This is a genomic window from Streptomyces sp. DH10, from assembly GCF_029813805.1.
Classification (GTDB): domain Bacteria; phylum Actinomycetota; class Actinomycetes; order Streptomycetales; family Streptomycetaceae; genus Streptomyces; species Streptomyces coeruleofuscus.
In genome coordinates this window covers 1-12,616 of sequence record NZ_JARVKU010000034.1, presented here as the reverse complement: position 1 = coordinate 12,616, position 12,616 = coordinate 1, and the positions used below count along the sequence as shown (strand labels likewise).

General features: G+C 71.7%; 11 protein-coding genes and 1 pseudogene. 9 read left to right on the top strand and 3 right to left on the bottom strand.

Annotation, left to right across the window (positions count from 1 at the left end):
• The first annotated feature begins 202 nt into the window (after positions 1-202).
• Both QC385_RS40585 and QC385_RS40580 read left to right on the top strand, forming a co-directional pair.
• On the top strand, positions 203-1,321 hold the full coding sequence (locus QC385_RS40585) for an adenosine deaminase (protein WP_279546471.1): 1,119 nt from the start codon (positions 203-205) through the stop codon (positions 1,319-1,321).
• The gene (locus QC385_RS40580; protein ID WP_279546431.1) at positions 1,318-2,073 is read left to right on the top strand and encodes a glycerophosphodiester phosphodiesterase; all 756 of its coding nucleotides are present in this window, start codon (positions 1,318-1,320) and stop codon (positions 2,071-2,073) included. The genes QC385_RS40585 and QC385_RS40580 overlap by 4 nt, the downstream gene beginning before the upstream one ends.
• Here QC385_RS40580 and QC385_RS40575 read toward each other — a convergent pair.
• Positions 2,018-3,661 carry an RNA polymerase sigma factor gene (locus QC385_RS40575; RefSeq protein WP_279546430.1) on the bottom strand — a complete coding sequence of 548 codons (1,644 nt, stop codon included), beginning with the start codon at positions 3,659-3,661 and terminating at the stop codon, positions 2,018-2,020. The genes QC385_RS40580 and QC385_RS40575 overlap by 56 nt on opposite strands.
• A 266-nt stretch (positions 3,662-3,927) precedes the next feature.
• A complete protein-coding gene (locus QC385_RS40570; protein ID WP_193507128.1) occupies positions 3,928-5,367 on the bottom strand; it encodes a gamma-aminobutyraldehyde dehydrogenase in 1,440 nt (479 codons plus the stop codon).
• A 164-nt stretch (positions 5,368-5,531) separates the two neighbouring features.
• Between QC385_RS40570 and QC385_RS40565 the strand changes: the two genes are divergently transcribed.
• From QC385_RS40565 to QC385_RS40535, 7 genes are all read left to right on the top strand, one after another.
• Positions 5,532-6,071: an Lrp/AsnC family transcriptional regulator gene (locus QC385_RS40565; protein WP_279546429.1), complete on the top strand. Its 540-nt coding sequence runs from the start codon at positions 5,532-5,534 to the stop codon at positions 6,069-6,071.
• 19 nt (positions 6,072-6,090) lie between these two features.
• On the top strand, positions 6,091-7,452 hold the full coding sequence (locus QC385_RS40560; RefSeq protein WP_279546428.1) for an aspartate aminotransferase family protein: 1,362 nt from the start codon (positions 6,091-6,093) through the stop codon (positions 7,450-7,452).
• Positions 7,453-7,659: 207 nt separating this feature from the next.
• Positions 7,660-8,409 (top strand): ABC transporter ATP-binding protein, encoded by a 750-nt coding sequence (locus QC385_RS40555; protein WP_279546427.1) that lies wholly within the window; start codon positions 7,660-7,662, stop codon positions 8,407-8,409.
• On the top strand, positions 8,391-9,872 hold the full coding sequence (locus QC385_RS40550; protein WP_279546426.1) for a hypothetical protein: 1,482 nt from the start codon (positions 8,391-8,393) through the stop codon (positions 9,870-9,872). Before QC385_RS40555 ends, QC385_RS40550 begins: the two co-directional genes overlap by 19 nt.
• A gap of 119 nt (positions 9,873-9,991) precedes the next feature.
• Positions 9,992-10,399, top strand: coding sequence for a VOC family protein (locus QC385_RS40545; protein WP_086843153.1), 408 nt, complete (start codon positions 9,992-9,994; stop codon positions 10,397-10,399).
• Between the two features lie 25 nt (positions 10,400-10,424).
• Positions 10,425-11,546, top strand: a complete 1,122-nt coding sequence (locus QC385_RS40540; RefSeq protein WP_279546425.1) for an LOG family protein — start codon at positions 10,425-10,427, stop codon at positions 11,544-11,546.
• A gap of 147 nt (positions 11,547-11,693) precedes the next feature.
• Positions 11,694-12,422, top strand: a complete 729-nt coding sequence (locus QC385_RS40535; RefSeq protein WP_279546424.1) for an LAETG motif-containing sortase-dependent surface protein — start codon at positions 11,694-11,696, stop codon at positions 12,420-12,422.
• Between the two features lie 69 nt (positions 12,423-12,491).
• On the opposite strand, the pseudogene QC385_RS40530 reads toward QC385_RS40535, so the two are convergent.
• A pseudogene (locus QC385_RS40530) lies at positions 12,492-12,616 on the bottom strand (IS481 family transposase); the annotation flags it as partial.

Genomic DNA, 12,616 nt, shown 5'->3' with positions numbered 1-12,616 from the left:
GGCCGCCCGGTGCGGGCCACAGTGCGGGGGCGTGGATCGGTGCGGGCCACAGCGCGAGTGCGTGGATCGGTGCATGCCACAGCGCGGGTGCGTGAGGTGGCTCGCGCGCACGCGGCGGAGCCGCACATCGATACAGCCCCGCGCCCGCGAAATAGGGGCGCTCCCCCACGGCCTACGATGAATCCGAGTCATCGATCAGCCGATCACCCGCGCCCCGCCCGCCACGCGCCGGCAGGGGCGCCGTTCCGGGGAGGAACCCTTGACCGAGCATCTCGTCGACCCTCGCGCCCCACACGACCTGAAGGCCTTCGTCGCCGGGCTGCCCAAAGCCGAACTGCACGTGCACCACGTCGGCTCCGCCTCCCCCCGGATCGTGTCCGAGCTGGCCGCCCGCCACCCCGACTCGAAGGTCCCGACCGATCCCGCAGCCCTGGTCGACTACTTCTCCTTCACCGACTTCGCCCACTTCATCGAGGTGTACCTGTCGGTCGTCGATCTGATCCGCACCCCGGAGGACGTCCGGCTGCTGACCTACGAGGTGGCCCGTGACCTGGCCCGGCAGCAGGTGCGGTACGCCGAGCTGACCATCACGCCGTTCTCCTCCACCCGCCGCGGCATCGACGAGCGCGCCTTCATGGACGCGATCGAGGACGCCCGCAAGGCCGCCGAGGCCGAGTTCGGGACCGTACTGCGCTGGTGCTTCGACATCCCCGGCGAGGCGGGGCTCGAAGCCGCCGAGGAGACGACCCGGCTCGCCACCGACGACCGGCTGCGCCCGGAGGGCCTGGTCTCCTTCGGTCTGGGCGGGCCCGAGGTCGGCGTGCCGCGTCCGCAGTTCAAGCCGTACTTCGACCGGGCGATCGCGGCCGGGCTGCACTCCGTACCGCACGCCGGCGAGACCACCGGCCCGGAGACGGTGTGGGACGCCCTCACGCATCTGCGGGCCGAGCGCATCGGCCACGGCACCAGCTCCGCGCAGGACCCCAAGCTCCTCGCGCACCTCGCCGAGCACCGCATCCCGCTGGAGGTGTGCCCGACCTCCAACATCGCCACGCGCGCGGTCCGCACCCTCGACGAGCACCCGATCAAGGAGTTCACCGAGGCCGGGGTCATCGTCACGATCAACTCCGACGACCCGCCGATGTTCGGCACCGACCTCGACAACGAGTACGCGGTGGCCGCCCGGCTGCTCGGCCTCGACGAGCGGGGCCTGGCCGAACTGGCGAAGAACGCCGTCGAGGCGTCCTTCCTGGACGCCACGGGCAAGGCCCGGATCAACCAGGAGATCGACACGTACACCGCGGGGTGGCTCGACCGGTGACGCCCTCACCCGAGAACCCCGACGGTCCCGGGCGGCCCGTGACCGCCGTGGCCCACCGGGGCGACCCGTACCGCCACCGCGAGAACACCGTCGCCTCGCTGCGTTCCGCGCTCGGCCGGGGCGCGGACGCGGTGGAGATCGACGTACGGCTGACCCGGGACGGCGTGCCGGTGCTGCTGCACGACGAGACGCTGAAGCGGCTCTGGGAGCAGGAGCGGCCGGTGCTCGCGCTGTCCTGGGAGGAGGTGCGCGGGCTGACCGGCGGCGGGGTTCCGGCCCTGACGGAGGCGCTGTCCGCGACCGACGGCCACCGGGTGATGATCGACCTGCCCGGCTCACCCGACGTGCGGGCGGTGCGGCGGGTGATGGACGCCGTACGGGAGGCCGGGGCGGCGGACCGCGTCTACTACTGCGCGGGTGCCGACGCCATGCTCGCCGTGCGCGCGGCGGACCCGGCCGCGGAGATCGCCCTCACCTGGACGACGCTGGCCCCGCCCCGGCCCGTCCTGCTGGAGGCGATCCGCCCGCGCTGGCTCAACTACCGCTTCTCGCTGGTGGACCGCCCCCTCGCCGACCGCGTCCACCGCGACGGCTACCTGCTGTCCGTCTGGACCCCCGACACGCGCCGCGCCATGCGGCGGCTGCTGCGTGCGGGAGTGGACTCGATCACGACCAACCGCGTCGACGTGCTGTGCGCTACACGCGCGAGCGCTGCGGGACGGTCGCCGGATCGGCCGGGGTCGAGCGCGTGACGTACTGCGGCACCGGCGCGCTGTCCGTGCCGGTGTCGCGGACGAGGCCGTAGCGGATCGCGCCCTGGTCGGGACCCTCGTTGACGTCCTTGTCCACGGCCTGCCAGTCGGACGGGAAGACGGCGATGCCGTAGTCGCAGCCGCGTTCGTTCTGGGTGAGGGTGACGGTGCCGTCGACGTAGAAGTACTCGTTCTGCCACATCTGCTGGGTGCCGGGCGGCAGCACCGCGTATCCGATGTCCGGGCCGCCCATGCCGGTGGCGTAGCCGTTCGGGGCGCCGGGCAGCGGGTCGTCCATGCGGCGCGAGCCGCCGGAGGCCACGTGGAACAGCTTGCCCTTCAGCCCGGTCCAGGTCGGCATGACCACCCCGCCGGGCCGGGCGTGCGGCGAGATCTGCCAGCGGACCAGGACATAGCCCCGGCCGCTCAGCGTCACGCTGTCGCCACGGTGCTGCATGACGGCCCTCGGGCCACCGGTGCTGGTGATGCCGGACTCGGGGCGGCGGGGCAGGGCGGCCGGCCGGGCGTCCGGGGCCGGGGCGCGGTCGACGGCGTCGACGACCGTGCCGTACAGGTCGGCCTTCCTCTTCGCCGACGGGGAGGGCGTGGGGGTCGGGGTAGGGCTGGGTGTGGCTGAGGGCGGCGGTCCGGACGTGGCCGTCGCCGTGGGGGTGACCGCGGCCCGGGGAGGCGGGGCGTCCGGCGGCTGGGTGACGACGTAGGCGCCGCCCGCGACCATGGTCGCGCCGGCGGTCATCGCGACGGCCGGCTTGGTGAGCGCGCCCAGCAGCTTGGCGGACCACCCGGCGGAGGTGGCGGCCACGGCCGTCTTGCCGCCGAAGGCGAGCGACAGCGTGAACCCGACGGGCAGCGGGACGAGCGCGATGCCGACCAGGAGGCGTTCGGCCGGTACGACCGTCTCGTGGGTGCCGCCGCAGTAGCCGCAGCCCCGGATGTGCCGGGCCAGCCGTTTGCGCCACACCGAGTCGGGCCGGCCGTTCCAGCGGCCGGTCAGCTCGCGCAGGTCGGGGCAGGCGCCGTCCAGGGCGCGGACGATGCCGCGCGAGGTCTCCAGGCGCTCCTTCATCCGCTGCACGCGCACGGCGGCGTGCTGCCGGGTGATGCCGACGGCGGCGGCCAGCTCGCGCCGGGTCAGTTCGCCGGCGACCTCCAGCCACCACAGCGACAGCAGCTGCCGGTCCTCGTCGTCGAGCCACCGCGCGGCCTCGGCGACCTCGCGCCGCTGCCCCTCCAGCTGGAGCCGCAGCACGGTCAGTTCGGCGAAGTCGGAGGCCGCCACCTCCTCCAGCCGGTCCGGGGTCCGGCGCCGGGCCCGGTCGCGTATCTGGCGCATGGCGATCGCCACCAGCCAGGACCGGAAGCTGTCCGGGTCGCGCAGCGAGCCTAGGTTGTCGACCGCGCGCAGCATGGTCTCCTGGACGACGTCGTCGACGTCGGCATGACCGTTCAGGGCCCGGCCCACGATGTTGTAGACCAGCGGCAGCCAGCCCGCGACCAGCTCGTCCAGCGCCTGCCGGTCGCCGGACTGCGCCGCCGTGATCGTGGCGCGCCAGTGCTGACTGTCCACGGTGGCCTCTCGCCGGCTGAGATCAGTACTTTTCCGCACGCACCCTCTCAGGCAGGACGGGGGTCTTGGCTATGTGGGGGATCACATGCGGGGAGACGGCGTGAAGGTTCTCGGGATAACAGTTTTTCTCAGCCACCGAGCGCCGGGTGTCGCGGCCGGACCCGGCAGGTCCTCGCTCCAGCACTGTTCAGAAACAGGTCCGCGCGCAGACGAACGGCCCCGGGCGGGGTGAACCCCGCCGGGGGCCGCGAAACGAGACCGGGCGCCTACGCGTCCAGCGACGTCATCACGTGCTTGATGCGCGTGTAGTCGTCGAAGCCGTACCCCGAAAGGTCCTTGCCGTAGCCGGACTTCTTGAAGCCGCCGTGCGGCATCTCGGCGACCAGCGGGATGTGCGTGTTGATCCAGACGCAGCCGAAGTCGAGCTTCTTGGACATCCGCATGGCGCGGCCGTGGTCCTTGGTCCACACGGAGGAGGCGAGCGCGTACTCGACGCCGTTGGCCCACTCCACCGCCTGGTCCTCGTCGCGGAAGGACTGGACGGTGATGACCGGGCCGAAGACCTCCTTCTGGATGATCTCGTCGTCCTGCTTCAGGCCCGAGACGACGGTCGGCGCGTAGAAGTAGCCCTTGTCGCCGACCCGCTTGCCGCCGGCCTCCACGCGCGCGTGCGCGGGCAGCCGCTCGATGAAGCCCTCGACCTGCTTGAGCTGGTTGGGGTTGTTGAGCGGGCCGAACAGCACGTCCTCGTCGTCCGGCTGCCCGGTCTTCGTCTCGGCGGCGGCCTTCGACAGTGCGGAGACGAACTCGTCGTGGATGGACTCGTGGACCAGGACGCGCGTGGCGGCCGTGCAGTCCTGGCCGGCGTTGAAGTAGCCCGCGACCGAGATGTCCTCGACGGCCTTGGCGATGTCGGTGTCCTCGAAGACCACGACCGGCGCCTTGCCGCCCAGCTCCAGGTGGACGCGCTTGACGTCCTTGGCCGCGGACTCGGCGACCTGCATGCCGGCCCGTACGGAACCGGTGATGGAGGCCATCGCCGGGATCTCGTGCTCGACCATCATGCGGCCGGTCTCGCGGTCGCCGCAGATGACGTTGAAGACGCCCTTCGGCAGGATCCCGCCGAGGATCTCCGCGATCAGCACCGTGGACGCGGGGGTCGTGTCGGACGGCTTCAGCACGACCGTGTTGCCCGCCGCGATCGCCGGGGCGAACTTCCACACGGCCATCATCATCGGGTAGTTCCACGGCGCGACCTGCGCGCAGACGCCGACCGGCTCGCGGCGCACGATGGAGGTCAGGCCCTCCATGTACTCGCCGGCCGAGCGGCCCTCGAGCATCCGCGCCGCACCCGCGAAGAAGCGGATCTGGTCGACCATCGGCGGGATCTCCTCGGAGCGGGTCAGCCCGACCGGCTTGCCCGTGTTCTCCACCTCGGCCGCGATCAGCTCCTCGGCGCGCTCCTCGAAGGCGTCCGCGATCTTCAGCAGGGCCTTCTGGCGCTCGGCGGGCGTCGTGTCGCGCCAGCCGGGGAAGGCCTCGGCGGCCGCCGCCATCGCGGCGTCCACGTCCGCCTGCCCGGACAGCGGAGCGGTCGCGTACGCCTCGCCCGTCGCGGGATTGACCACCTCGGTGGTCCGTCCGTCGGCGGCGTCCCGGAACTCACCGCCGATGTAGTTGCGCAGACGACGCAGCTCGGTGCTCACTGCCGGCCCTCCAGTTCGGATGTCCAGTACTTGAGACACCCACCCTAGTCGGCCGACCCACGTTTTCAACACCCCCGCTCCCTTCGATCGTGCGGAATCCGCAGGAGTCGGCTACCGAAACAACGGATTTCATCGATCGAGGCTTGCGGAAGTGTCGAGACCTCGTGCACAGTGACCCCGTGGCCAGTCGAAGCGCAGAACAGAAGGGCTCGCGGGAGCACCGCGAGCCCTCCCGCGAGTCCAGGAACGGCAGCTCGCCGCAGCTGGACGCCGTCTCCCTCGCCATCATCGAGCAGCTCCAGGAGGACGGCCGCCGGCCGTACGCCGCCATCGGCAAGGCCGTCGGCCTGTCCGAGGCGGCCGTGCGCCAGCGCGTCCAGAAGCTGCTCGACCAGGGCGTGATGCAGATCGTCGCCGTCACGGACCCGCTCACCGTGGGCTTCCGCAGACAGGCGATGGTCGGCGTCAACGTCGAGGGCGACGTGGAGTCGGTCGCGGACGCGCTGACGGCCATGTCCGAGTGCGAGTACGTGGTGATGACCGCAGGCTCCTTCGACCTGATGGTGGAGATCGTCTGCGAGGACGACGACCACCTCCTGGACGTCATCAACAAACGCATCCGGGCCGTCCCCGGAGTGCGCTCCACCGAGAGCTTCGTCTACCTCAAGCTCAAGAAGCAGACCTACATGTGGGGAACCCGATAACCGTGAGGACCCGATAGCCGTGAGCAAGGACCTCTCCCAGACCGCGTACGACCACCTGTGGATGCACTTCACGCGCATGTCGTCGTACGAGAAGTCCCCCGTCCCCACCATCGTCCGGGGCGAGGGCACGTACATCTACGACGACCAGGGCAAGCGCTACCTCGACGGTCTCGCCGGCCTGTTCGTGGTGCAGGCCGGGCACGGCCGGGTCGAACTCGCCGAGACCGCCTCCAAGCAGGCGCAGGAGCTGGCGTTCTTCCCCATCTGGTCGTACGCCCACCCCAAGGCCGTCGAGCTGGCCGAGCGCCTCGCGCACCACGCCCCGGGCGACCTGAACAAGGTCTTCTTCACCACCGGCGGCGGCGAGGCGGTCGAGACCGCCTGGAAGCTCGCCAAGCAGTACTTCAAGCTGGTCGGCAAGCCCACCAAGCACAAGGTCATCTCCCGCGCGGTCGCCTACCACGGCACCCCGCAGGGCGCCCTGTCCATCACCGGCCTGCCCGCTCTGAAGGCCCCCTTCGAGCCCCTCGTGCCGGGCGCCCACAAGGTCCCCAACACCAACATCTACCGGGCGCCGATCCACGGCGACGACCCCGAGGCCTTCGGCCGCTGGGCCGCCGACCAGATCGAGCAGCAGATCCTCTTCGAGGGCCCGGACACGGTCGCCGCGGTCTTCCTGGAGCCGGTGCAGAACGCGGGCGGCTGCTTCCCGCCCCCGCCCGGCTACTTCCAGCGGGTCCGCGAGATCTGCGACCAGTACGACGTGCTGCTCGTGTCGGACGAGGTCATCTGCGCCTTCGGCCGCCTGGGCACGTACTTCGCCTGCGACAAGTTCGGCTACGTCCCGGACATGATCACCTGCGCCAAGGGCATGACCTCCGGTTACTCCCCCATAGGCGCGTGCATCATCTCCGACCGCCTGGCCGAGCCGTTCTACAACGGCGACAACACCTTCCTGCACGGCTACACCTTCGGCGGCCACCCGGTCTCCGCGGCCGTGGGCCTGGCCAACCTCGACCTGTTCGAGCGCGAGAACCTCAACCAGCACGTCCTGGACAACGAGGGCAACTTCCGCGCCACCCTGGAGAAGCTCCACGACCTGCCGATCGTCGGCGACGTCCGCGGCAACGGCTTCTTCTACGGCATCGAGCTCGTCAAGGACAAGGCCACCAAGGAGTCGTTCGACGCGGACGAGACCGAGCGCGTCCTGTACGGCTTCCTCTCCAAGAAGCTGTACGAGAACGGCCTGTACTGCCGCGCCGACGACCGCGGCGACCCGGTCGTCCAGCTCGCCCCGCCGCTGATCTCCGACCAGTCGACGTTCGACGAGATCGAGCAGATCCTGCGCGCCACCCTGTCGGAGGCGTGGACGAAGCTGTGACCGGCCGTCGCTCCGATCGTCTTTCTGGATGATCAACACCGGCCCCGGTGCCGCCCGTTCGAGTGAGAAACGGCGGCCCGGGGCCGCGTGCTGTCCGGCGTCCCGCCGCCTTCTGCCTAGCGTGCCCAGTGACCGATCGGCCCTGCCTTCGTTCCCCCGCACGGGGGATGGCACGGGAACTACGGATCTGAACCGAGGTGTACGCCCATGGAGGCCCCGCCTGACAACGACGTGCTGTGGGCACGCGCCCTGCACTTCCAGCACGACGACGGCTCCCCCGCGCTCAGCGGTGTCTCGCTCGGCGTCCGGGAGGGCGAGATCCTCGCCGTCAGCGGCCCGCGCGGCAGCGGCAAGACGACGCTGCTGCGCTGTCTGTCCGGCCTGGTGCCCGTCCGGCGCGGCGAGGTCTGGTTCAACAGCGTGCCCGTGCACACCATGGGCCCCCTCACCCGCGAGCGGCTGCGCCGCGACCGCTTCGGCTGGATCGACCCGGCCCCCTCGCTGGTCCCGGAGCTCAACGCCTGGGAGAACGCCGCCCTGCCGCTGATGCTGCGCGGCACCAGCCGGCGCCGCGCCAAGAAGGCGGCCCTGGAGTGGCTGGAGCGCCTGGACATCGGCGAGGGCGCCCGCAAGCGCCCGCACCAGCTGGTGCAGGCCGAGCGGCAGCGGGTGTGCATCGCCCGCGCCCTCGCCCCCGCCCCGTCGGTCCTGTTCGCCGACGAGCCCACGGCGCCCCTGCACCGTGCCGACCGCGCCCACGTGCTGCGCACCCTCACCACGGCGGCCCGCTCCCACGGCATCACGGTCGTCCTGGCCACCCACGACGCGGAGACCGCGGCGCTCGCCGACCGCACGGTGTCCCTGCTCGACGGGCGGCGCGTGCAGACGGTGCACCTGCCGCCGGTCGCCGAGCCCACCGAGACGGAAGGCCGGGCCGCGTGCTCGCTCTCCGTCTGAGCCGCGGCTCCCACCCCGCCGTCCAGCTGCGCCGCCTCCTGGTCGCGGCGGCCTCGGCGGGGACGGGCTTCCTCTTGCTCTGCACCCTGGGATACGCGCTGGGCCACCCCGGCGCCACCGGCGCCGCCCTGCTGCGCCTGGCCTGGTGCGTGGCTCCGCTGGCCGCCACGGTGTACTTCGCGGTCGCGGTGGCCCGCACCGACCCCGGCACGAAGCCCCGCCCCGGCCTCTCCGCGATCGGCCTCGGCCCGCTGCGCCTGATGGCCGTCTCGGCGACGACGACGGCCCTGTCCTGCACGCTGGGTTCGGCGGGGGCCCTGCTGTTCTTCCTGCACCTGCGCGGCGACCTGACGGGCCTGCCCTTCGACGGCGTGGCCGCCGAGTCCCTCGCGGCGGACCAGCCGCTGCCACTGCCGGGAGCACTGATGCTGCTCTCGGTCGTGCCCGGGGCCGCGTCGGTGGCGGTGGCGCTGGCACTGCGGCCGAGGGAGGCGGGGCCGGCCCCGTCCCGGGCGGCCGGGACGTACGGCCGGTTCGGCCGGCAGATCGTCCGGCCCACGGGCGGCATTGGGGCCGCCGAACCCACCGAGCCGACCGGGCCCAACGGCGGGCCGCCGTCGGCCCGTACCGGGGCGTCCGTCCCGGCGGCGGCCACGGGCTCGGCCGCCCGGGGCGCCGCGACCACGGTGAGCACGGTCGAGGACCCCGCCGAGCCGTCCGGCGCTCGGACGGCGGCACCGGACGCCATGAGCGTCGTGATCCCGGCCGGGAGCGCCGCGCACGCGGCCGGGCACACCGCGACACCCGACACCGCGGTTTCCGAAGCGGCCCTGCCGGACACCGCTCCGTCCGACCACTCCCCCACCGCCGCCCCCTCCGGTCTCCCCTGGGGCATCACCGTCCTGGTCGCGGGCCTCGCCGTGGAGACCTACACGAGCCGTACCGCCCCCACGCCTCCCGACCTCACCTTCTCCGGCGCCTCACCCGGCGTCCTCGCGGGCTGGGCGCTGGCCGCCGTGGGCCTGGCCCTGGCCGGTCCGGGCCTGACCCATCTGTGCGGACGGCTGCTCCAGTCGGCCCGCCCCGGCGCCCTCCGGCTCCTGGCCGGCCGGATCCTCATGGCGGAGGCCGCCCGGATCGGCCGTCCCCTGGGCGTGGTCTGCGCCGTGCTGGCGGCCGCGTACGCCATGGCGCTGCTGCACGCCCCGGACGGGCTGTCGCTCGGTCCGCTCACCACGCTCGGCGTGCTCCAGGTGACCGGCTGCACGGTGGGGACGCTCCTCACGGCCGCCGTCGAGGCCCGCCAGGCCCGCGCCGACACCACCGCCGCGCTGCTGCGTCTCGGCGCCCCCGCGAGGATGCTGCGGAGCGCCGCCGCCCTCCGCGCGGGCGCGCTGCTCGGCCTGTTCGGCCCGCTCACCCTGACGGTCGCCGAGCTGGCGGCGCTGCCGCTGGCCCGCTGAAGCCGGCTCAAGCCCGCTGAAAAACTCGTACGGAAAAAATCTCCGTACGGCGATGAGTTCCGCGCAGGCCCCCGGTCTATCCCCACGTAACGACACGGACTTGATGGGAGAGACCCCGCATGTACCAGCAGATGATCTTCGTGAACCTGTGCGTCAGCGACCTCGACGCCTCGAAGAAGTTCTTCACGGAGCTCGGCTACTCGATCAACGAGCAGTTCAGCGACGACAGCACCGCCTCGGTCGTGATCAGCGAGACCATCGTGGTGATGGTGCACACCAAGGAGAAGTACGCCCAGTTCACCAAGAAGGAGATCGCGGACGCGAAGAAGACCAGCGAGGTGCTGATCGCGCTGAGCTCCGAGAGCCGCGAGAAGGTCGACGAGCTGGTCGAGAAGGCGGTCGCGGCGGGCGGTTCCGTCTCCGGTGAGACCCAGGACCACGGGTTCATGTACGGCCGCGCCTTCGACGACCCGGACGGGCACACCTTCGAGGTCGTGTGGATGGACCCGTCGGCAGTCGAGGGCTGAGACATGGCTGTGCCAGCATGGGCGGGTGCAGACGATGCCCGCCCATGCGGCCCACCACGACGACCGTGAGATCGAGACGCTCGAGGAGTTCGACGCGGCCGTCTCGGCGCGCGCCACGCTCGCCGGTCACCGCGTCCAGGCCGTCGACCTGACGGACCGTACGCGCGAACTGCTCACCACGGACACCGCGGGCGCGGTCTTCCTCGGCTGCGCGATGCGCGAGGAGGCCGCCGCGAAGGTCCGCGCGGACGGCGCCCTGGTCTTCCCGCCGGTCCCCGGCCTTCCCTTCGACCCGTACCGCGGCCACGTCTACTCCCCGGACGAGCTCTTCGACTCGCTGCCGGACGGCTACGAGGCCACACCCGACGCCCAGGCCTACGCCTGGTTCCAGCGCACGACGGCCGACCGGGACATCTACGCCTCCATGCTGCGCGCGGTCCACGACGACTCCGTCTCGGACGCACTCGACGAACTGCTGTCCGGCGCCCGGGTCGTGGGCGTGATGGGCGGCCACGCGATGGCCCGTGGCACGCAGGAGTACGCGGGGGCGGCGCGGCTCGGCCGGGAGCTGGCCCGCGCCGGTTTCACGGTCGCCACGGGCGGCGGCCCGGGTGCGATGGAGGCCGCGAACCTCGGCGCGTACGCCGCCCCGTTCGGCGAGGAGATGCTCACCGAGTCCCTCGAACTGCTCGCCAAGGCACCGCGCTTCACGCCGTCGATCACCCAGTGGGCGACGGCCGCCTTCGAGATACGCACGCGCTGGCCGCAGGGTGGGCGCTCCGTCGGCATCCCGACCTGGTTCTACGGCCACGAGCCGCCGAACGCCTTCGCGTCGCACATCGCCAAGTACTTCGCCAACGCCACCCGCGAGGACGGCCTGCTGGCCCGGTGCAACGCGGGCGTGGTGTTCCTGCCCGGCGCCGCCGGCACCGTACAGGAGATCTTCGACAACGCGACGCCCAACTACTACGAGTCGCGGGGCGAGCCGACGCCCATGGTGCTCGTGAACCGGGTGCACTGGACCGAGAAGCTGCCGACGTGGCCGCTGCTCCGGTCGCTGGCCGGCGGCCGTTCGATGGAGGCGCGGATCGCGCTGGTGGAGCGGATCGAGGAGGCGCCGGAGGCGTTGAAACGTCTCGGCGGTTAATAACCTGGCAAAGCAAGTGCTTGCAACCTGCATATGCGTTGACACTACTTATGTGGCGCTTATAGACCTGGGAGCCTCCCGGTAGTGCTGATGTCCAGTCAACACTGCCTCCACCCCCCGCATTTGCGCATCCTGTAAAGGACAAACGTGGCAGTTCTGTCCGTATCACGCCGTACGGCACCGCGCCGTACCGTCGCACGTTCCCTGCGGATCCTCGGTGTCGCCTCCGCGTCGGCCGCGCTCGCGCTCGGTACCGCCGGCAACGCGCTCGCCTGCAACATCAACGAGTTCTCCGCCGAGGCGAAGTGCGACGGCGGCAAGGGCGTCATCACCGTCACCGACGTGGACCCCGCCGGCATCCCGGCGACCGTCACCGTGTACCTCGAGAACAACGGCGCCGACGTCAAGAAGGTCGGCGAGCAGGTGGTCAAGGGCTCGCGCGAGGGCACCACCATCACCTTCGCCGAGGACTGGAAGCCGAACGCGGAGTACCGCATCCACGTCAAGGCCACTCCGTACGTCGACGAGGACATCAAGCCGAACCTCGTCACCCCGGCCACGGCCTGCAAGAAGGAAGAGGAGAAGCCGCCGGCGACCGAGCCGGCCACGCCGACCCCGTCGGCCTCCCCGTCGAAGCCGGCCGAGGAGACCGACACCCCGGCCGACACCCCGGCTCCGGCGCCGTCGGAGAGCGAGAGCACGACACCGGCGGGCAATGCGCCCGCGCCGGCGGCCGGTGACTCCAACCTCGCCGAGACCGGTGCCGACTCCAACACCGGCATCATCGCCGGCATCGCGGCGGCCCTGGTCGTCGTCGGTGGCGGCGCGGTGTTCTTCGGCATGCGCCGTCGTGGGGCGAGCAACAGCGACAGCTGACGCCCGCGCAGCAGCGCCCAGTGGTGGCCCGTCCCCCTCGCGGGGGCGGGTCATCGCCTGTTCCCGGCCCTAGGTGTATTGACCTGGAGCGTTGTTCACGCGGGAGATGGGTGGGTGGCCGCCGAGTGCGGTGTGGCAGCGGTGGTGGTTGTAGGTGTGCAGGAAGTCTGCCAGGGCCGCGGTGCGTTCGGTGT

Bases quoted from the DNA above. Each gene is read 5' to 3' on its own strand.
- QC385_RS40555 (WP_279546427.1), top strand. From the start codon at position 7,660: ATGGAGGCCCCGCCTGACAACGACGTGCTGTGGGCACGCGCCCTGCAC.
- QC385_RS40545 (WP_086843153.1), top strand. From the start codon at position 9,992: ATGTACCAGCAGATGATCTTCGTGAACCTGTGCGTCAGCGACCTCGAC.